General features: G+C 33.6%; 16 protein-coding genes. 11 read left to right on the top strand and 5 right to left on the bottom strand.

The window, feature by feature from the left end; translation table 11 throughout:
* Positions 1-2: 2 nt before the first annotated feature.
* A complete protein-coding gene (locus tag GMA17_RS03125) occupies positions 3-2,168 on the top strand; it encodes a hypothetical protein (protein WP_248399040.1) in 2,166 nt (721 codons plus the stop codon).
* A gap of 112 nt (positions 2,169-2,280) precedes the next feature.
* On the opposite strand, the gene GMA17_RS03120 is transcribed toward GMA17_RS03125, so the two are convergent.
* Entirely contained in the window at positions 2,281-3,654 is a 1,374-nt protein-coding gene (locus tag GMA17_RS03120) for a sodium:alanine symporter family protein (protein WP_248400611.1), read from the bottom strand.
* Positions 3,655-3,878: 224 nt separating this feature from the next.
* Between GMA17_RS03120 and GMA17_RS03115 the strand changes: the two genes are divergently transcribed.
* Both GMA17_RS03115 and GMA17_RS03110 read left to right on the top strand, forming a co-directional pair.
* Positions 3,879-4,388, top strand: a complete 510-nt coding sequence (locus tag GMA17_RS03115; protein ID WP_371922429.1) for a DUF4833 domain-containing protein — start codon at positions 3,879-3,881, stop codon at positions 4,386-4,388.
* Positions 4,389-4,624: 236 nt separating this feature from the next.
* Complete coding sequence (locus tag GMA17_RS03110; RefSeq protein ID WP_248399038.1) at positions 4,625-5,299, top strand: T9SS type A sorting domain-containing protein; 675 nt, start codon at positions 4,625-4,627, stop codon at positions 5,297-5,299.
* A gap of 72 nt (positions 5,300-5,371) precedes the next feature.
* Here the strand turns inward: GMA17_RS03110 and GMA17_RS03105 are convergent, their stop codons facing one another.
* From GMA17_RS03105 to GMA17_RS03095, 3 genes are all read right to left on the bottom strand, one after another.
* Entirely contained in the window at positions 5,372-6,319 is a 948-nt protein-coding gene (locus GMA17_RS03105; protein WP_248399036.1) for a phosphoribosylaminoimidazolesuccinocarboxamide synthase, read from the bottom strand.
* A 118-nt stretch (positions 6,320-6,437) separates the two neighbouring features.
* Entirely contained in the window at positions 6,438-6,950 is a 513-nt protein-coding gene (locus GMA17_RS03100) for a hypothetical protein (protein WP_248399034.1), read from the bottom strand.
* A 200-nt stretch (positions 6,951-7,150) separates the two neighbouring features.
* Positions 7,151-8,104 carry a PhoH family protein gene (locus GMA17_RS03095; protein WP_248399032.1) on the bottom strand — a complete coding sequence of 318 codons (954 nt, stop codon included), beginning with the start codon at positions 8,102-8,104 and terminating at the stop codon, positions 7,151-7,153.
* A gap of 110 nt (positions 8,105-8,214) precedes the next feature.
* Here GMA17_RS03095 and GMA17_RS03090 point away from each other — a divergent pair, with 110 nt between their 5' ends.
* The 4 genes from GMA17_RS03090 to dnaN all read left to right on the top strand — a co-directional run bounded on the left by GMA17_RS03090 (position 8,215) and on the right by dnaN (position 13,111).
* Positions 8,215-9,051 (top strand): S-adenosyl-l-methionine hydroxide adenosyltransferase family protein, encoded by an 837-nt coding sequence (locus GMA17_RS03090; RefSeq protein WP_248399030.1) that lies wholly within the window; start codon positions 8,215-8,217, stop codon positions 9,049-9,051.
* 3 nt (positions 9,052-9,054) lie between these two features.
* The gene (locus GMA17_RS03085) at positions 9,055-9,351 is read left to right on the top strand and encodes a putative quinol monooxygenase (RefSeq protein WP_248399028.1); all 297 of its coding nucleotides are present in this window, start codon (positions 9,055-9,057) and stop codon (positions 9,349-9,351) included.
* A 126-nt stretch (positions 9,352-9,477) separates the two neighbouring features.
* Positions 9,478-11,862, top strand: a complete 2,385-nt coding sequence (gene gldG / locus GMA17_RS03080; protein ID WP_248399026.1) for a gliding motility-associated ABC transporter substrate-binding protein GldG — start codon at positions 9,478-9,480, stop codon at positions 11,860-11,862.
* Between the two features lie 130 nt (positions 11,863-11,992).
* A complete protein-coding gene (gene dnaN / locus GMA17_RS03075) occupies positions 11,993-13,111 on the top strand; it encodes a DNA polymerase III subunit beta (protein WP_248399024.1) in 1,119 nt (372 codons plus the stop codon).
* A 103-nt stretch (positions 13,112-13,214) separates the two neighbouring features.
* On the opposite strand, the gene GMA17_RS03070 is transcribed toward dnaN, so the two are convergent.
* Positions 13,215-13,553, bottom strand: coding sequence for a DUF4870 domain-containing protein (locus GMA17_RS03070; protein ID WP_248399022.1), 339 nt, complete (start codon positions 13,551-13,553; stop codon positions 13,215-13,217).
* A 270-nt stretch (positions 13,554-13,823) separates the two neighbouring features.
* On the opposite strand from GMA17_RS03070, the gene GMA17_RS03065 reads away from it, so the two are divergent.
* From GMA17_RS03065 to GMA17_RS03050, 4 genes are all read left to right on the top strand, one after another.
* Complete coding sequence (locus tag GMA17_RS03065) at positions 13,824-16,079, top strand: FUSC family membrane protein (RefSeq protein ID WP_248399020.1); 2,256 nt, start codon at positions 13,824-13,826, stop codon at positions 16,077-16,079.
* Positions 16,080-16,229: 150 nt separating this feature from the next.
* Positions 16,230-19,316 (top strand): two-component regulator propeller domain-containing protein, encoded by a 3,087-nt coding sequence (locus GMA17_RS03060; RefSeq protein WP_248399018.1) that lies wholly within the window; start codon positions 16,230-16,232, stop codon positions 19,314-19,316.
* Between the two features lie 17 nt (positions 19,317-19,333).
* The gene (locus GMA17_RS03055) at positions 19,334-19,951 is read left to right on the top strand and encodes a response regulator transcription factor (RefSeq protein ID WP_248399016.1); all 618 of its coding nucleotides are present in this window, start codon (positions 19,334-19,336) and stop codon (positions 19,949-19,951) included.
* A gap of 214 nt (positions 19,952-20,165) precedes the next feature.
* Positions 20,166-21,479 carry a S28 family serine protease gene (locus GMA17_RS03050; RefSeq protein WP_248399014.1) on the top strand — a complete coding sequence of 438 codons (1,314 nt, stop codon included), beginning with the start codon at positions 20,166-20,168 and terminating at the stop codon, positions 21,477-21,479.
* Positions 21,480-21,581: the final 102 nt, after the last annotated feature.

Raw genomic sequence — 21,581 nt, 5'->3', positions numbered from 1 at the left:
ACATGAAAATTAAATTACTCCTATTATGCACATTTGCGTGCACAACCCTGTTTTTTGGTCAATCTAAACTAGAAATAGAAGCTCAAACATTTTTTTGGGGAGAAAATGACACCTTTAAAAACGCGGTTGATATTCCTGAAAAATGGGAAAATGAATCGGCTGTAATTATCTATAAGAATGAAAATTATGATTTTCATAAGTTTGGTAAACGTGTGGAATACAAATCGTCCATTCGCAAACGGATTAAGCTATTAGATCAAGCATCTGTTACTGAATTTTCAACCTTCACTTATCAAAAACGATTCAACTCCTCAAAAGGCGTTTATGTTTACAATCCATCTAATGTTATTGTAGGTATTAAAATTATAAAGCCAGATGGTACTGAAACCATTATTGATATTGAAAAAGAAGCCGTAGAAGTTGATGGTGAAACTAAAGTAGCAATGGCTAATTTGGAAATTGGTGATATAATTGACTATTTCTATTATAGCGTTGAACCGTTTAAATCTATTGAGGCATTTGGTTTTAATCCTGTGGAGCAAACATTAAGTGAGGAATATCCCATAATGGATTACAAGCTATATTTTGAAACGGAAAATGACTTTTTTATAAATTTCAACTCCTATAATGGCGCGCCCGAACTGAAAGAAATTCCAACCGAAAAGAGTAATATGAGGCGGTATGAATTGATTGAAAAGGATATAGATAAGCATAAATATGAGCGTTGGTTTTACCCTTTAGTAGAATTGCCATGTTATAAATTTCAAGTGTATTTTGCTAGATCTGGAAAATTTGAAGATCGTGCCTTGGCTTTTTTACCAGAGAAAGAGGAAATCATTAAAAAAACGGTTACAGAGGAAGAGGTTTTAGACTTTTATGAGAAATATACACCTTATGGGGATTTAGGTTCTATGGAGCGTTTTGTAAAAGAAAACGACTTTGCAAGCGAGCGCGAAAAGATAATAGCTGTTTACTATTTTGCCCGCCATCATTTTCTAACACAATATGTAGAAGGTATTATTGTTGGTGAAGCGAATATTCTGGCCTCACCATTTATTACTACAAGAACGGTTCCGTATTTATTTTCAAATGAGAAATCGTTTATACGGCATTTTATGGCTTTTTTATATGAATCTGATTATGATTATGACGTTATCGTGGGTAAAAAACGCTATGATGGATCTTTAAATGATTTGCTTCTCGAGCGAAACACCAACGTTATTATCAAAGTCAACACAGAAACACCAGTTTATTTAGAGGCTTTAAAAATTCATTCGGATGCCAATCAATTTCATCATTTATTAGAAGGTACCGATGTGTATAAATTATCGGCAAGCAGAAAACGATTGGATCAAATTGCAACCGGAAAATTACCACAATCAACCTATAAAGAAAATGAATCCTTGAAGGACATTACAATTACATTAAACGATGATATTTCAGGGTTTACGTATCAAGGTGTTAACAAATACAAGGGTTACGAAAAAGCAGATCATCAATATGACAAGCTTATTTTTAAAGATTACGTTGATGAGGATTACCAAAAGTATGGAACAGAACCTTTTATGGATAAAATAAGAAATAAAAAAACACGCGAAAAAACCAGAAAAGAACTTGCCGCGTTAGTTGAAAAACTTCGTGAGAAACAATCTGAAAGTTTAAAGAAAAATATAGAAGCTGAATTAGATATTACAGAGGTTTCAGATTATACTTATACTATTAAAGAAACAGGGCGTTATGGATTTGATAAATACTTCACTTATGATGAAAACTTCACGGTTTCAGATGCACTCATTAAAAAAGCAGGGCCTAATTACATTTTAGAAGTTGGTAAATTAATTGGTGGTCAGGTGGATTTATCTGATGAAGAACGCAAACGAACTGAAAATGTGCACATGAACTATCCACGAAGTTATAATTACAACATAACACTTAATATTCCTGAAGGGTATTCCGTATCTGGTTTGGATAAACTAAACAAATCGGTTGATAACAAAACAGGCGCTTTTATCAGTACCGCATCAATGTCGGGTAATCAGTTAATTATCACTTCTAAAAAACAATATAAAAACAATTATGAAGACCATGCCGATTGGCCATTAATGATGGCGTTTCTAGATGAAGCCTTCCAATTTACCAATGAAAAAATCTTATTGAAAAAAGATTAAAAATTCTTATTCGTGTTAATTTAAAAGGCTGTCTGAAAAAAGATACTATAAATTGTCAAACTGAAACCAATTCAGATTGACGAGAATTATCTAAACCTTCAGACAGCTTTTTCTATGCATTAAAAGTCCGAAGTTTATAAGCTTTTATTTCTTTAACCACGCGAGGTGCTAGCATAAGCGTTGTAAACATAGTTGGAAAAGCCATGAGAGCAAAAAAGCCATCAATTAAATTAATCATCATACTTAAAGACGTGGTTGCTCCTAAAATAATACTCACGATATACATGTAGTTATAATAGTGTTTTTTATCGGCTCCAATTAAAAACGACAAACATTTACTACCATAATAGGAATAGGAGAATAGGGATGAAATACTAAAAACGGCAATACAAATTAATAGCAAGTATTTACCAAATCCTGGCATGGCATTTCCAAATGCAGACGCTGTTAAACTCACACCATTAGCATCCGTTGTTTGCCAAACTCCGGTTACCAAAATAGCTAGAGCTGTTAAGGTACAAACCACCAAGGTGTCAATAGCTGGTCCCAACATAGCCACTAAACCTTCACGGACTGGTTCCGAAGTTTTTGTTGCGCCATGAGCCATAGGTGCTGTACCAATTCCCGCCTCATTAGAAAACGCACCACGACGAATACCTAATAACATTAAACCACCTATAACACCACCTAAAAAGGTGTCGCCTTTATAAAAGCTAGCACTAAATGCATCGGTGAATATGAGGCTAAAATATTTAGGTACGTCCTCAAAATTTACTATGAGAATAATAACCACCGAAACAAAATATAGTAATACCATAGAAGGTACGAGTTTGGAAGCCGTTTTACTAATCCTATTCAACCCTCCTAAAATAACAATTGAGGTAATAATTACTAAAACAATAGCAACAGTTAGATTAGAAGTAAAACCAACTTCCACGCCATTGGGACGCAATAAAATATCATTAATAGCTTGGGTTAACTGATTCACATTAAAAACCGGTAAGGCGCCAACCAAGCCACATACACTAAAAAACATAGCCAATGGTTTCCATGATTTGCCTAAACCTTCAGTAATAAAATACATAGGACCACCTTGTAAATCGCCAGCACTATCTCTACCACGATACATAATGGCTAAGGTAGATGTAAAGAATTTAGTAGACATCCCAATTATGGCACTCACCCACATCCAAAAAACGGCTCCTGGTCCACCAATGGAAATGGCAACGGCTACTCCTGCAATATTCCCCATACCAATGGTAGAAGATAAAGCGGTTGTTAAAGCTTGAAAATGTGTAATTTCACCTGGATCGTCTGGGTTATTATATTTACCACGCAACACGTTAATGGCATGGCCAAAAAACCGAAAGGGTAAGAATCTGGATAGAATTAATAAGTACAATCCGCCTCCAATAAGCAAAATAAGTAATGGCAAACCCCAAGCAAACGAGGCGAAATCAGAAATGTATTGATTGAGTTGTTCCATAAATTTATTTGTAGTCATAAATGTAACAAAGTCATTACAATTTTTGGGTGTTTTTAAAAGTTTAAACCATTCTCGCGGCTTGTTTCTTCGGATTCTATTTATTAAAAGTTAACTTTGGAGTTCAATAATTAGAATATTTTTGCGCATTTTTTAAAGAAAACAAAAGCTTTCTTTTATTAACGGCCCAGATTAAAAATTAATTAAAATGAAATTTATTTTTTACACTGTATATCATATGTTTTAGCTGTTTTATCAGTTTAGCGCAAGCTGGATATCCAGAACCAGAAAAGACAGAAACTAGACTGTTTTATATTCAGCATAGTAACAACCACAATACTTATGTCTATGATGTTAATTTAAATGGCAAGGTTATTAATCAATTAGAACCTATTAATGAGTACCGCATTATTTATACTGAAAATGGTATAAAAAGGCCACTGACAACCTTGCAGAAAAGTCGAGCTTATGGATTAATTCGCGTAGATTCTCAACCCAATTTATTCACGTTTCGCCTTGCCGCATCTAACAAATTACTTTTTCATCTTTTAGTTACCAAAAATGAAGGCGCCAAAATATTTGTTACAGTTAATAATCGTAAAATATTTTTAGAAAAAATGTTTATTCAACTTAAAGCTGGCTTGTTTTCTATTAATGCTAAAGCCGATTATGTTCTATTTTATGGCACAGATTTTTATTCAGGAAAATCGGTTGTTGAAAAGGTTTTGATGGATTAATAACCTGATAAAAAGCCTTTAAAGTAACCAAAAACTTGATGACTCTTTTTTGTTTATTATCAACATGAAATTATTTTAGAAGAAAATGCATTTCGTTAAAATTTTCTCCTTATTTAGAGGCCTTAAAATTTGTAATAAAAATAATTATACTCGTATTTTACACCTGCTTTAAAGTATAACTTGAAGTTAATAAATACACCTACTAATTTTAATTATTAAACCCCTAATCTATTATTATGACAAAAATTTACCTAACACTTTTATTGTTATTATCCTGCGCTTATGGCATGAATGCACAAATTACCTTTCAAGGCTGCACTAATGACGCTTTGGGAAATCAGAATTTTGAACTCTCCGCCACTGGAACAACCTCTGACGCTGGAACCATCAGAAACACCTACGAGAGTACACCAAGTAATTTTACAACCAGCTGCCCAGCTGGTGTCTGTGAAATACGAATTATCTGGAATATCAATGCATCGAGATGGGAAGTACAATTAGATAATGATGGCCCTATAAATTCACCTGATTATACAACAGCTGTTTTATATTTCAATACAACGCCTTCAGTTCCAAATCCACCAGATTTAACATTGGGCACATGGCAAGATGCAGGTTTTTGTCCTATTCCAATTACAACCTTAACCGGAGATGTACAGAGTAGCACCTTAAGCGTAAACACCTTTAATTTAGATCAAGAATTTAAAATCTACCCGAATCCTTCAAGCGATTTTATTAAAGTGCTTGGCTTAAATAATACAGAAGCCTATGCAATTTACAATATTGTTGGTTTTCAACTTAAAAAAGGCGAAGTTTCTGATAACGAAAGCATAAATATTAAAAACCTAGCTAACGGAATATACTTGTTAAGGTTTAAAAATGGAAAATCTTATAAATTCATTAAAAAGTAAACAACAATTTTTACCTACAAAAAAAACCTTGCTTTTAAAGCAAGGTTTTTTTTTTGTAAACAATATTCTAAATTAATTATTCAAATAGGCTTCCACATTCGTTTTAATACGATTCTGAATATCCGTTACATCACCTTTTACAAAGGCTTCGCCAGTAATGTTTTCATACAATTCAATATAGCGTTCGCTAACAGATTGGATGTATGCATCACTCATGTCCGGAACAGTTTGTCCTTCTAATCCTTGAAAATTATTGGCAATAAGCCACTGACGGACAAACTCTTTGGACAATTGCTTTTGAGCTTCGCCTCTATTTTGACGCTCTTGATAACCATCTGCATAAAAATAACGAGAGGAATCTGGGGTGTGGATTTCATCAATCAAAACAATGTGTCCATCTTGTGTTTTTCCAAATTCATATTTGGTGTCTACTAAAATAAGTCCTCTAGAAGCGGCTATTTCGGAACCACGCTGAAATAATTTGCGGGTGTAATCTTCTAAAACACGATAATCCGCTTCAGAAACAATACCTTTTTTCAGAATGTCTTCACGGGAAATGTCTTCATCATGATCTCCCATATCTGCTTTGGTAGCCGGTGTAATAATTGGGTTTGGAAATTTATCGTTTTCTTTCATACCTTCTGGCAAAGTTACACCACACAGTATGCGTTTTCCTGCCTTATATTCACGAGCTGCATGACCGGACATATATCCACGAATTACCATTTCTACTTTAAAAGGCGTACATAAATGGCCAACCGCTACGTTTGGATCTGGAGTAGCTATAAGCCAGTTTGGAACCACATCTTCCGTGGCTTTCATCATTTTTGTCGCAATCTGATTCAGAATTTGTCCTTTATATGGAATTCCTTTGGGCATCACCACATCAAAAGCGCTTAACCTATCTGTTGCAACCATAACGAGCTGCTCATTGTTTATATTATAAACTTCTCGTACTTTACCTTTATAAAGGCTTTTTTGTCCGGGAAAATTAAAATTAGTATCCGTAATTGTATTCATTTAAAGTTGGTTGTTGTTTGTTTGGTAAAAGTAAATTGTTTCTTAATGTCAAACAAATCTAAATGTAAAAAGGGAGAACTATTTGTTCTCCCTTTTATCAGCTGTTGATATATTTATATTAATTGAATCGGATGTTGTACGTTACACCAACTCCAACATTTGATAAATTTAAATCGTTTTCTGCAAAGGTATTTTGGTAATAGGCGTAAAAATTCCAATCGCGGTTATGGTAACCAACTTGTGGGTTAAGATACAAGCCACCATCATTATTATCTATATTGGCTAAAAAACCGTAACCTACATCAGCACCAAAAAATAAACCGTCTGGTGTAAAGTAATATCTAAAAAAGGCGGCAGCTGGAATAACACCAAAGTCCTCGAAGTCGTCATTTGCAAAATAATGGGTGTAACCAGATGCAAAACCTATGGCAACATTTGGGTTAAACAAATATTGTCCTCTAATGTCTGCCCCTACTGTAAAATCGGAAACATCACTTGCATCCCCTACAGGAATACCAGCTGTTAAGCCAACTTTTAACCAAGAGTTATCTGGTGTTAAATCTACATTGTCATCCTGTGCAAACATTGGACTAAATCCAAATAATAATGCTACTAAAAATAATTTTTTCATTTTGTCTCTTTTTTGATTAGAGTACAAAGTTGGACAATAAACAGAGAATTATCTTACAGCATTCAAGGCTATGTTTATAGAATTATAGGAAATCACCATTGAAAACCACTTCAAACACCTGACTACCAGCGTGAAACACCACAATAAAAAAGCCAGTTAGAAAACCGGCTTTTATAAGTAAAAAAATTAGTTTGTGGGTATTAGTCCACGTTCTCAATACTTTTATAGGCTTCAATAACTTTTTTTACCAATTTATGGCGAATAACATCCTTATCATCTAAAAATATCATCCCCACACCTTCTACGTTTTTCAAAATGAGCAAGGCTTCTTTTAGTCCGGAAATGGTGCGTCTTGGTAAATCTATTTGTCCAGGATCTCCTGTTAATAAGAACTTGGCATCTTTACCCATACGTGTTAAAAACATTTTCATTTGGGCATGTGTGGTGTTCTGACCTTCGTCTAAAATAACAAATGCATGATCCAAAGTTCGTCCACGCATAAAAGCTAAAGGTGCAATTTGAATGGTGCCGTTTTCAATATAATGCGCTAATTTTTCAGGCGCAATCATATCGCGTAAGGCATCATACAAAGGTTGCATGTAGGGATCTAATTTTTCCTTTAAATCGCCAGGAAGAAACCCCAAATTTTCACCAGCCTCAACCGCTGGACGTGTTAAAATAATCCGTTTAACTTCTTTATTTTTTAAGGCACGAACCGCTAAAGCCACACCGGTGTATGTTTTTCCTGTTCCAGCTGGACCAATAGCAAAAACCATATCGTTTTTACGCATGCTTTCTACCAATTTACGCTGATTGGCTGTTTGGGCTTTAATTAATCGGCCGTTAACACCATGAACAATCACTTCGCCACTTTTAGCGCTAGTCTCATAATCCGCTTTACTATCGCTGGTTAAAACGCGTTCAATAACATTTTCGTCTATCTTATTGTATTTCATATAATGCTCCATGAGCATATTAAAGCGTTTATCAAATTCTTCCAGTAAATCTTCATCACCATAGGCTTTGATTTTATTACCTCTGGCAACAATTTTTAGTTTTGGATAATACTTTTTAAGGAGTTCTATATTAACGTTTTGTGCACCAAAAAAATCCTTTGGTGATACGTCTTCAAGTTCGATTATGATTTCGTTCAAAAGCTAGGCGATTTAATTAAATTAATCTATTTAGTTTTATTAGTTTTGTGTTTAAACAAAAATACACATTTTAATTTCGTGTTGGGTTAAAAAAATATCAACAATTCTAAATGGCAATCATTACATTAACAACTGACTTTGGGGAGAGAGATCACTTTGCAGGCGCAACCAAAGGTGCTATTTATAGCGAATTACCTGATGTAAAAATTGTTGATATCTCACATTCCATTTCGCCTTTTAGTATTCCTGAGGCAGCTTATATTATATTAAACGCTTTTAGTAGTTTCCCGAAAGGCACCATTCATATTATAGGTGTGGATTCAGAATTAAATGAAGAGAATAAACATATAGCCGTAAAATTAGATGGTCATTATTTTATTTGTGCCAACAATGGTATTATGAGTATGATTTGTGCCGAAATAGCACCCGAGAAAATTGTAGAAATTAATATCCATGACGCTATTATAACCAGTTTTCCGGTTTTAGATGTGTTTGTAAAAGTAGCCTGCCATATTGCTCGAGGTGGTACGCTGGAAGTAATTGGAAAGGTAATTAACACGATAAAACCTATAAAAAATATCATTCCGTTTGTTAATGATGAACGCACGCAGATAATTGGTCATATTATTTATATTGACAATTACGGGAATGTGATAACTAATATTAAACGTAACTTTTTTGAAAAAGTGCAATTGGGTCGTTCGTTTGAAATTTCCGCGAGAAACAAAACTTTCAATAAAATTTATAACAAATATAGTGATGTGGTAGATTTTAGTAAAGCGCCCGAAACACGGAATATTGAAGGTCATAGAATGGTGGTTTTTAATTCCTCTAGTTACCTAGAAATTGCCGTTTACAAGAGCAATCCAAATACCACCGGTAGCGCCTCATCATTGTTAGGTTTAGAACTTATGGATACTATTTCCGTTAATTTTTTAAAAGAATAAAATATGTTTGTACGTATTGTGAAATTGGGCTTTGAACCGAAACATATTGATACCTTTCTAGAAAATTTCCATAAAAACAAACAGGCTATTCGAGATTTTGAAGGATGCCAGTTTTTAGAATTATATCGCGATAAAAACAATACCCATGTGTTTTTTACGTATAGTTATTGGAAAAGTGAAAACGATTTAGAAAATTACAGGCAATCTCAATTATTTAAAAGCATATGGTCTGTAACCAAACCCATGTTTAATATGAAACCTGAAGCTTGGAGTGTTGATAAGCTGGAATCGCTTGAATAGTGAATAGTGAATAGTGAATAGTGAATAGTGAATTTGTTTTTTTATGACAATACAAAAAAATTTCTTTTATTTTACGCACCGCTATCAACTAATACCTAATACCTAATACCTAATACCTAAAAAAACATGTTTGCAATCCTTAAAAAAGAAATAAATGCCTTCTTCGCCTCCTCGATTGGCTATTTAGTGATTGCCATTTTTCTCATTTTAAACGGTTTATTTTTATGGCTTTTTATAGGGGAATTTAACATCCTTGATAATGGCTTTGCTGATTTGTCTAGCTTCTTTTTATTAGCACCTTGGATTCTGTTGTTTTTAATTCCTGCGGTTACCATGCGGAGTTTTTCAGACGAAAAAAAACAAGGCACTTTAGAACTATTAGTCACCAAACCCATCAGCTTATTTAAAATTGTTTTAGGAAAATATTTAGGCGCTTTTATACTTATTATCCTAGCCTTACTTCCTACGCTACTCTATGTATATACGGTGTACCAATTAGGAAACCCAGTAGGAAATATTGATTTTGGAAGTACGTTTGGTTCCTATATAGGTTTATTATTTCTGGCTGCGGCTTACACGGCAATTGGTGTGTTTGCTTCTAGTTTAACAGACAATCAAATAGTAGCTTTTATATCTGCTGTATTCTTGTGTTTCTTCTTTTATATTGGTTTAGAAGGTATTGCCGATTTTGTTTCTAGTAGTTTTATTGACCAACTCGGTATGAGTGCCCACTATAAAAGCATTAGTCGTGGTGTTATTGATACACGCGATTTACTGTACTTTATAAGTATCATTTTAGTGTTTTTGGTTTTTACAGTTCGGTTTATAACCACCCAACCATTTCACAAAAAAGAATTGACCACACTTGTACTACTTCCTTTAGGCTTACTTGTATTGAATATTTTTACACATAATTTTTATGAGCGTTTTGATTTAACTAAAGACCAACGCTACACCTTAAGTCAAGCTTCTCGAAGCATTATAGAATCGGTGGAATCGCCTATTATTATTGATGTTTTTTTAGATGGTTCTAATCTCCCTTCAGAATTCAGACGTTTACAAACGGAAACACGTCAACTTTTAGAAGAATTTAAATCGGAAAACAGTCAAATTTATTTCAATTTTATCAACCCACTAGAAGATGATAAAACGCGCGAACAGAGTATTCAGGCCTTAAATGAGCGTGGTTTAAAACCAATGCAAGTTACCGTTCAAGATGCAGGGAAATCCAGTCAAGAAGTTATTTTTCCATGGGCTTTGGCAAGTTATAATGAAGTAACTATTAAAATTCCTTTAATTAAAAATAAAATTGGCGCTGATGTGCAAGAATTAGCTAGTAATTCCATTCAGCATTTAGAGTATGCATTTGCAGATGGTTTAAGCAAGCTGGTGAATCCAAAACGTCGTAAAATTGCAATTCTTAAAGGAAATAATCAGTTGAAGGATGCGCAAATTTTCGATTTTGCAAAAACTATAAAAGACTATTATTATATAGCAGCCTTTACTTTAGATAGCGTTCAAAGCACACCACAAAAAACGTTGGACGATTTAAAATCTTACGATTTAATTATTTCAGCCAAACCAACAGAGGCCTTTACAGAAGCTGAAAAATTGGTATTGGATCAATTTACCATGTCGGGTGGAAAAAGTCTGTGGCTGTTGGATAGAGTGGTAATTGAACAGGATAGTTTGTTTAATGCGGAAGGAAAAAATATTGCGGTTGCTCGCGATTTGAATTTAACCGATTTCTTTTTCAAATACGGAGTCCGCATCAATCCAGTATTAATAAACGATCTCTACTCCGCGCCTATTACCTTGGCAACTGGAGACGGCAGCCAATCGCAATTTCAACAACTACCATGGTTTTATTCACCCTTGGTGACGGCCACCTCCAAGCATCCCATTGTTAATAATTTGAACTTGATAAAATTTAATTTTGCCAATCAAATTGACACGCTGAAAAACGATATTCAAAAAACAGTATTATTACAAAGTTCCATACTTACCAAAATTGATGGCACACCTCGTGAAGTGAGCTTAGCTATGACAAACGAAGAGCCAGACCCAAATAAGTATGTAAATGGCCCTCAAAATTTGGCCGTTTTATTAGAAGGGGATTTTACATCCGTTTACCATAATCGCGTGAAACCATTTCATGTTGCTGATATTAAAAACACCAGTATTCCAACTAAAATGATTGTGATTGCAGATGGTGATGTCATTAAAAATGATGTAGGAAGAAATGGGCCTCTGGAATTAGGTTTTGATCGTTGGACAGGACAAGAATATGGTAACAAGGATTTTTTACTGAATGCCGTAAATTACCTGTTAGACGATAGTGGACTTATAAACATTCGATCTAAAGATATTTCTTTGGCTTTTTTAGACTATCAAAAAGTAGCGGACGAAAAAACCAAATGGCAAATTATTAATATGGTCTTACCGCTAGTGTTTTTAGCGGTTTTCGGATTATTATTCAACTTTCTCAGGAAACGAAAATACGCGAGATAAGCCTATAATATCTGGATGAGATTCCCTTTTTTATGGGAATGATTTGTTAATAAGTTTGTTTCCTATATTAATCGGTTTAGGATATATTTGTATGATTAACTTATTGAACTCATAAACGTATTTTACATAGATGAAATTTATAGTATCAAGTACCTATTTACTGAAACAATTACAAGTTCTTGGTGGTGTTATTAATAGTTCGAACACCTTACCTATTTTAGATAATTTTTTATTCGAATTAAACCAATCAGAACTTATTATTTCTGCGAGTGATTTAGAAACAACCATGTCTTCTAAATTAGAAGTGGAAAGTGATAATAGTGGTAGCGTTGCAGTACCTGCAAGACTATTGTTAGATACATTAAAAACCTTTCCAGAGCAACCTTTAACTTTTGTGGTTGAAGAAAATAATACAATTGAAATTAGCTCAAATCACGGTAAATATGCATTAGCATATGCTGATGGTGCCGAGTTTCCTAAACCAGTAACTCTAGAGGATGCTACAGCCACAACCTTAAATGGTGACATTTTAGCAACGGCTATCAACAAAACTATTTTTGCTGCAGGAAATGATGATTTACGTCCTGTAATGAGTGGTGTGTTTTTCCAGTTTTCTACCGAAGGCTTAACCTTTGTAGCTACCGATGCACACAAATTGGTAAAATATTCACGTGCCGATGTGCAAGCGTCTGAAGTCACAGAATTTATCATGCCTAAAAAACCTTTAAATTTATTAAAGGGTATTTTAGCCGCAAGTGATGACGATGTCACGATTGAATACAACGATTCGAATGCGAAATTCACCTTTGAAAACGTAGAGTTAATTTGCCGATTAATTGATGGAAAATATCCAAACTATGAAGCGGTAATCCCAAAGGAGAATCCAAACAAACTTGTTATAAATAGAAATCAGTTTTTAAACTCGGTTCGTCGTGTGAGTATTTTCTCAAATAAAACAACGCACCAAATTCGTTTAAAAATTGCTGGTGCAGAATTAAATATTTCAGCAGAAGATATAGATTACTCAAACAAGGCAGAAGAGCGTTTAACCTGCGATTATCAAGGTGACGATATGCAAATTGGTTTTAATTCACGTTTCTTAACAGAAATGTTAAACAACCTAACGAGCGACGACGTGCAATTAGAAATGAGCTTACCTAATCGCGCAGGTATTTTAACACCTGTAGATGGTTTAGATGAAGGTGAACAAGTTACTATGTTAGTAATGCCTGTTATGTTGAATAACTAAAAAAACCTTCGGAAGAAGGAATATACTATATTAAAAATGCTCTCCGATTGGTGAGCATTTTTTTATAAATTTATTATAAATATCTCTCTATATATATATATATTTACTTTATAAACGTAATGGAAAGCGGATAATTAGTTACTTCACCATTACTAGCTTTAATCGCATTTATTATAGGGAATACAAAAGCAATAACACCAATTACAATAAGCATTAAAAAGCCTAACCCTATAAGTATAATGGCTGGAATACTTAAAATAGCATAAATAAACATGCTGATTTGAAAGTTGACTATTTTCTTTCCATGCTCGTCCATTTTGAAAACCTTATCTTTTTGGGTTAACCAAATAATAAGAGGTACAATGAGTCCGCCAAAACCAGTAATGTACGTTAGTAGTTGACTTAAATGCGTTAATACTAATAATTGATTATCTTCTCTCATGATGATTATTGTTTATAGATTGATGTATTAATAGGACGTGAAACAGGATTAAATGTTACACCTAATATATATTAAATTACTGATTTGAAAATTATTTTTATAGATTACCCTATTCAAAACGTCAGTTAAACTGGCGGTGTTTTTCAGTATTTTCAGCAAATAGATACCTTTCAGGATTACTTATAGTGTTTTCAATTTTCACATAATCTATATAAAATTAAAAACACCCTACTATAATTAAAGTACCTTTGCTCTTAAGACATTATAATATTGAAAAAATTCCTAACAAACATAGAGCTATTTTTAAAAGGCTCCGATTTTTACCGAGGACTCAAAATTACTTTTGCTGTTTTAATTCCTCTAATAGCATTTAATTTTATAGGCTATTTTGAATTTGCGCCTGCCATAGTAATTGGTGCTTTTTTAAATGCACCAGGTGATATTGCTGGCAGTATAAAACGAAAAGTAAATGCCATATTAATTAGTATTGGTTTAACCATGCTAATTACAGCTGTCATTTTGTTTCTAAAACCATACCTCCCACTTTTAGTTGTAGCCCTAGCCGTTATATCCTTTGTTGTATCTTTTATTTCGATCTATGGATTCCGCGCTTCCTTGGTGTCTTTCTCTGGATTACTTGCTATGGTACTGGCATTTGCAATTGAGAAAAAAACAGCACAAGAAATTTTCATACATATTGGACTCATGGGAATTGGTGGATTTTGGTATTTACTGGTGTCCTTTCTATTTCAAAAATTAGCACCCAAAAAAGAAGAAAACCAACTCCTATCAGACACGCTTTTACTTATTGGCGACTATTTAAAACTACGCGCACGGCTATTAACTAAAAGTAGCAAACGTGAAGAGCTTATTCAGAAGACCTTCGTACTTCAAACACAAATTAATGAGAAACACGAAACCTTAAGAGAAGTTCTTTTTACAGGAAGAAAACGATCTGGTCGTTCGCATTACGATGAAAAACAGGTGTTAATCTTTATATCATCTGTAAATATATTTGAACTCATTGAGGCCAAGCATTTAGATTACAATGAATTAGATAGATTGTTTGGCAATAATAAAAAGCATCTTAAAGCTGCTAAAAAACTGAATACCGTAATGGGCAACCACCTGATTAAGTTGTCAGAATTATTAATTCAGAATGATGAGCTACCCAATAGAGATAATTTATTAAAAGCACTTGCAAATGCACGTCAAGCTATTACAGATTATGTTAACGATGTTAAACTTCCAAAGGCTCTAGAAGGTTCACTTCTTTTGCGGAATCATTACGATTATCAAGAGCTTTTACTGGAAGAAATACGATCCATTAGGCGTGTCATGGCAAACGTACAACATGCTTCTAAAGTATCTTTAAAGCGCCAAGATGTCAAGCAATTCTTAACGCTTCAAGAATATCGTTTTAATGTTATTCTCCAAAACTTAAGCTTCAATTCAACATTATTTAGTCACGCCCTTCGTTTTACAGTAGCTATAGTATTTGCCTTTATTTTAGGAACAGTTTTTAATATTCATAATACCTATTGGATTCTATTAACCATAATTGTGATTATGAGACCCAATTACGGTTTAACGAAAGAGCGCTCCAAAGATCGTATTATAGGCACGTTAATAGGTTCTGCCTTTGCCATTGGTATTGTATTAATAACCCAAAACATTATGGTGTATGGTGTGTTAGCTATTATATCATTAACCCTAACATTTGCTTTAATTCAGCAAAACTATAAATCGGGAGCTGCATTCCTGACTATTAATATCATTTTTGTGTATTCATTAATGAATCCGAATACGTTTGAAGTTATTCAATACCGAATAATTGACACCATTATTGGCGCGGGTATTGCTGTCATTGCAAACTATTTTTTATGGCCATGTTGGGAAAGCAATAATTTAAAAGATGTATTGTTAAGCACCATTCAAAAAAACAAAGTTTACTTATTAGCCACTAAAGATTTATACCATGAAAAAAATGAAAATCAGCTAGCCTATAAAATTGCTAGAAAAGAAGTGTTTTTAGCCATTAGCAATCTGAATGCCGCATTCCAAAGGTTAACACAAGACCCAAAATCAAAGCAAAAGGAATTTCAGTTAATTTATAATTTAGTAACCTTAAACCAAACCATGGTTTCCGCTATTGCCTCCATTGGTAGTTTTATTCTAAATCATAATACCACAAAAGCATCTGAAGAGTTTGATGACGTATTATTACATATTGTAGATAATCTACATCAGTCCTGCAAAGTGTTAGAAGGTACTGTTCCCGAAAATAGCCTAGATAAAAAGTCGGTAATCCGTGCGGAAGAATCCTTATTAAGAGCCTATCAGAACTTATCGTGCTTACGGGATAAAGATATCCAAGATGGCAATACGGAAATAGATACGGATACCTTAAACCAATTACAAGAAGCCTATCTAATATCCAATCAACTTATTTGGTTAAAAACCTTATCTGAAAATTTAAAGAAAGCTACCAAGCAGTATAAGATAGTTTTGGATGGTAAGGGCTAAAATGGACATAAATACACTTTATTTAAGGCAATATAGAAATAAAAAAAACTATATAATATTACAGAGTGATAATGGTTAAGCACATATATTTGAAAGTAAATACTTAATTATAAGTAGATTGTTTTTATATTCAATTCAAAATTTTGTTACTTGTTATACCCAATTTTTCAGAACTTGTTTAAAATATATATTGTTTTTTTTGCGCTATTTTCTTCAGTATTTTATGCTGTAGGTCAAAATGATGTGCACGTAGACACATTAAAAATTAAACAAATAGGCCAAAAGGAAGGTTTAATACAGCTTAATGTAAAAGCCTTGGTTCAAGATAGTTTGGATTATCTTTGGTTAGCTACGGAAGATGGTTTACACCGTTATAATAGTGCAGATTTTAAAGTTTACAACAACAACCCTTTGGATTCCTTAAGTATACCAGAAGATCACGCTAGGGATTTATATATAGCAAACGACACACTTTTTATAGCCTCCAACTCCAAAGGAATTTTTGGATTGAAATTGTCTACAGATAAATTTATTGAGCTTTCAAAAAATGTGGAAGTTTTAAATACAAATACATCTTATAAAATTCGCCCTTTAGGTGAAAAAGTACTATTGTTTTCTTTTCGGAATGCGTTCATGATTTTCAATCGAGAAAATAAAACACTTAAAACCAAGAACCTACCAAAAAGCAAGATTGAAAATTACGTTCAAGATGTGTTTGCTTTAAATACAGATAATTATATACTAGCAACTACAGCATCTGGCCTTTTAAATTACAATATGAAAAGTGGCGTTATAAGCAACTTCAAAATGCTAGACGACAGCTCTCACAACGCAATCTTTATTAAAAATAGCACAATGTACATTGGTACAGATATAGGTTTTTATAGTTATGATTTGCAAACAAATAAAACAAACATTATTATCAATAATGATGGCGTGAATTGTTTTTATACAGGCCAAAATAATCGGATTTTAATAGGTGCAGATTCCGGGGCTTATACTTATTTTATTAAAAAACAAAATCTAGTAAAACATGTATTTGCTGATCAAAATCATATGAGTTTCACACCCATTGAAATTAATGATATTAAAGGTGACAACGAAGGAAATTTATGGTTTGCCACAGATGGCGAGGGTTTGTTTCATTTTAATAGCTATCGGGAAAAATTTAAAACGCTCAAGTTAAAAATACCTGGCTTTTCAGCTTCAAAAAAAATAAGTTCCTTTCAATTTCTTCCGCTTAAAGACTCCACCTTACTCATAGGGAGCACGGTAGGTATTATTAAATATGATTTCAAAACACAAAAATTTAAGCAGTATCAAAATTATAGAGACGAATTAATTTACACCTTAATCAAAGATTTTAATGGCACTATATGGGCTGGTGGATTTACAACGGGCTTATTAAAATATAATTCAGAAACCGATAGATTTTTAGAAGTAAAAGGTGCAAATAACGGCATATCAAATCGTGATGTTATACAAATTACACCACGTTCTAAAACCGAACTGCTGGTGGCCACATGGTCTGGTGGACTGTATATGTACAATATAGAAACCAATACTTTTTCGGAATATCGCATTAATAATAAACCGTTGAACAGAGCGCGTACGTCATTCGTAGATTCTAAAAACAATCTGTGGTTAGGTACAGATGAAGGTGTTTTTAAGTTAAACAAAAACGGACAGACTCAAAAACTTACAGCCGCAGATGAAAATGACAAGAAGTTGAGTAGCAACCGTGTTTTCGGTATCGCAGAAGACGCAAAAGGAAACATGTGGTTTGGCACTAGTGTTGGATTAACCAAATTAAATATCATGACCTTAAATACCACTATTTACTATAAGCAAAAAGGCCTTCCTAACGACTTTATTTACACCGTAATAGCGGATGATAAGGATAATATTTGGGTTAGTACCAATTATGGTATTTCTGTGCTAAATACAGACAACAATACCTTTACAAATTACACGCAAAATGATGGGCTTCAAAACAATGAATTTAATGGAAAAGCAGGTTTCAAGGACAGGAATGGCACCTTTTATTTTGGTGGAATAGATGGCATCAATATATTCCGGCCAACAACTATAAAAACAAGTCCGTTTTTACCAAAAGTACATATTGAGTCTATTGAGTTATTTAATACAGACATAAATAGAAATGAGCTTTATAGTAACAATATGGTGTTTAATAGTGATGAAAACGTATTGACCTTTAATTATAGGGCTATCAATTTCATCAATTCGGATAAAGTAGATTATGCCTATTATATGGAAGGGTTTGATGAATCCTGGAGACCCATCACCAAAAACAACAACATTACTTATACCAACCTAAATCCAGGAACCTATACCTTTAAAGTTAAAGCCACAAATGCAAACGGAATGTGGAGCCCCCATGAAGACACCATGCAACTCACCATTGTACCGCCATGGTATCAAACTACGCTTTTTAACATAGTAATCCTGCTCTTTCTTTTAGGCTTAATTTTCGGTTTCTATTACTACAAAACTTATCGCTTAAATCAAGAAAAACACTTATTAGAAAAGACCGTAACAGCACGAACAAAGGAAGTGCAAGCAAAAAATGATGCGTTAAATGAAGCTTATAAAGTTTCAATTTCGCAAAGAGAAAATATAAAATTTCTAATGCGGGAATTACAACATCGCGTAAAAAACAACCTACAAATTGTTTCTAGTTTATTAAACATACAATCACGACTTATTCAAGATGACTTGGCACATGAAGCCTTGCAAGTTGCAAAAAACAGAATTTTGGCCATTGCCTTTGTGGAAGATGCTCTAAAACTGGATTCCAAGACTATTGAAATAAAAACATTCACGATTAATTTGTGCAATAACATATTGGAGGCCTTGGGCGAATCGGAACAATTAAAATTTAGAATGCAATACCAAATTAAACCTTTTGAATTACATAATTTGAATACAACGGTATACGGCTTAATTTTAAACGAACTAATTACAAACATCTCGAAACATGCATTTAGCACCTTTAGCGAAGCTAATTTGGTTACTGTAACCTGTTCAGAAAATAACAATGTTTTGACATTGATAGTCAACGATAACGGCAAAGGCTATACGGAAACCGATACCAAATCCAATTCCATGGGCCTAGATCTAGTGCGAGATATGGTTACACAAGTAGATGGTTCAATAACTATAGAAAGTCATTTTGGAACCAAAAATATAATAAACATACCCTTAAAAAATGTATAAGTAAAGCACATAAAATTATGTTACACATATTACTAATAGAAGATGAATTGATAATTGCCAAGGACCTCCAATTGTCCTTAAACAAAGATCAATTTGCGCAAATAGATGTGGCAAGAAACTATGAAAGTGCCATAGCGCTATTTTTAAAAAATAATTACGACTTGATTATTTCAGACATCAACCTGAAATCGGATAAGGATGGTATAGACATTATAGAAAAAATTAGCGAAACCAAAATAATTCCCGTGGTATATCTTACCGCTTATTCCGATACAGATATTGTGGAGCGCGCAAAAAAAACGATGCCATTTGCCTATATTCTTAAACCGTTTAATCTTAATCAGCTGAAATTAACCATAAACTTGGCGCTCTTAAACTTTAAAAAATTTCAGGAAAATCTAGAACCGTCTGATGCCAATGCAGCCTTAGTAAAAACACTAACCAAGCGTGAAAAGGAAATTTTGGTCGTCCTAGCCTCGGGGAAATTAAGTAAAGAAATAGCCGCTACCCTAAATATTTCGGTGCTAACCGTTGAAAAACACAAACAAAACATCAGAAAAAAACTGAACCTGGTAACCATTGGCGAGTTAATTAATTTTGCATTAACCTCTAGGTTGTATGTGTTGAGTGATTAATTCCGAACCCACGAAGAATTTAACAAAAAAAGCATTATAACTTTATTGTAGGATTTCGTCAGATGAAATCAACAGGTTTTTTTTAAATTGTTAAAGTCCTGCTGAAATTAAGAATGGAAGGCATGTTTGCTTATAATATGAGTATATTTAGAACCTGAAATTTATAGCAATGACCCAATTCAAAAAACATAAAACAAGCCTAAATACTACAACGATGAAAGTGACCAAAGCCTTTATTATAGTAGCTACTGCAATAGTATTCGTGAGTTGTAAAACAATGCAAACGGCGAATGAATCGACTATTGAAACATCAATCTTCGAGAAATTAGCAAGCCTGAAAAATGTGGTGCGTATTGAAAAAAGGGAAGCCGTTAGTCATTTTGATGAAAACTATGAAATTTGGTTTCAACAGCCCATAGATCATAATGATTTAACCAAAGGCACTTTTAAGCAACGTGTTTTTTTAGGTTTCGAAAATATTAACAAACCCGTAATTGTTGAGCTTCGCGGTTATGGTATTGGTTCTGAAAAAGCTGGGGAACTCGCCAATCATTATCAAGCCAATCAGTTAACTATAGAGCATCGCTATTTTAATGATTCGCGTCCTGAAAACATTGACTGGAATACCTTAACCGTTGAAAATGCGGCAAAAGATCAGAATTTTATTATCAATGAAATTAAAAATATGCTCTATCCCGACGCGAAGTTTGTTACGACAGGAATCTCTAAAGGCTGCCAAACGACTATGGCACACAGAAGGTATTTTCCAAATACGGTAGATGCCAGTGTCTGTTATGTGGGACCTTTAAATTACCAACGTGAAGATCCAAGAGTATATTCATTTCTAAAAAGTGTTGGCACTAAAGACGATCGTGAGAAAATTAAGGCCTTTCAAAATTTATGTTTTGAAAATAGACAGGCGCTGTTAGAAATGATGAAAAAAGTGGGTCAAGAAAAAGGATTCTCTTGGGAATTTGGGGTTGAAAACGCCATAGATTACACAATTTTAGAATATTCATTCGCCTTTTGGCAATGGGGAACATCAGTTGATAGTATTCCATCTGGAGATGTTAAAGTGGAAGAACTATACAAGCATTTAATAGATGTGGTTGGTTATGGCTTTTTTGAAGAACAATCCGTGGCTAGTTTACAACCTTATTTTTGGGCGGCACTAACCGAACAAGGCATTTACGGATATGAAACGGCACCATTTAAAACGTATTTAAATACCGAAGAAATTTATAAATTCGATTGGGCTTTTCCTGAAGGCATTAGCAAAACATATAATTTAAAACCGATGCAGGATATTAAAACCTTTTTAGATACTTCGGCTCAAGATATGTTGTTTATTTATGGTGAATACGATTCTTGGAGTGCAACGGCCGTAGAGCTTACTGAAGACGCTTCAAAAAGAGCCGTTTATAAATATATAAATCCTAAAGGAAGTCATACCACAAGAATCAATAGCTTTAAGCCAGAAACGAAACAAGAAATTTACACCATTATAGATGGTTGGTTAGCTGAATAGCCTTCACGTTCGCAATGGATATAAACTACACCGCCTCCCGAAAAGAAGGCGAAATAGAAGTCTAATAATTTGTATATAAAATGGAAATCTAATGGTTTATTA

The organism is Bizionia sp. M204 (genome assembly GCF_023205095.1).
GTDB lineage: Bacteria > Bacteroidota > Bacteroidia > Flavobacteriales > Flavobacteriaceae > Algorimicrobium > Algorimicrobium hallyeonense.
This window is presented reverse-complemented; position numbering and strand designations above follow the sequence as displayed.

Coding starts and splice junctions, on each gene's coding strand:
- dnaN (WP_248399024.1), top strand. CDS start 11,993: ATGAAATTTATAGTATCAAGTACCTATTTACTGAAACAATTACAAGTT.
- GMA17_RS03050 (WP_248399014.1), top strand. CDS start 20,166: ATGAAAGTGACCAAAGCCTTTATTATAGTAGCTACTGCAATAGTATTC.
- GMA17_RS03125 (WP_248399040.1), top strand. CDS start 3: ATGAAAATTAAATTACTCCTATTATGCACATTTGCGTGCACAACCCTG.
- GMA17_RS03100 (WP_248399034.1), bottom strand. CDS start 6,950: ATGAAAAAATTATTTTTAGTAGCATTATTATTTGGATTTAGTCCAATG.
- GMA17_RS03110 (WP_248399038.1), top strand. CDS start 4,625: ATGACAAAAATTTACCTAACACTTTTATTGTTATTATCCTGCGCTTAT.
- GMA17_RS03085 (WP_248399028.1), top strand. CDS start 9,055: ATGTTTGTACGTATTGTGAAATTGGGCTTTGAACCGAAACATATTGAT.
- GMA17_RS03090 (WP_248399030.1), top strand. CDS start 8,215: ATGGCAATCATTACATTAACAACTGACTTTGGGGAGAGAGATCACTTT.
- GMA17_RS03120 (WP_248400611.1), bottom strand. CDS start 3,654: ATGGAACAACTCAATCAATACATTTCTGATTTCGCCTCGTTTGCTTGG.
- gldG (WP_248399026.1), top strand. CDS start 9,478: ATGTTTGCAATCCTTAAAAAAGAAATAAATGCCTTCTTCGCCTCCTCG.
- GMA17_RS03055 (WP_248399016.1), top strand. CDS start 19,334: ATGTTACACATATTACTAATAGAAGATGAATTGATAATTGCCAAGGAC.
- GMA17_RS03105 (WP_248399036.1), bottom strand. CDS start 6,319: ATGAATACAATTACGGATACTAATTTTAATTTTCCCGGACAAAAAAGC.
- GMA17_RS03070 (WP_248399022.1), bottom strand. CDS start 13,553: ATGAGAGAAGATAATCAATTATTAGTATTAACGCATTTAAGTCAACTA.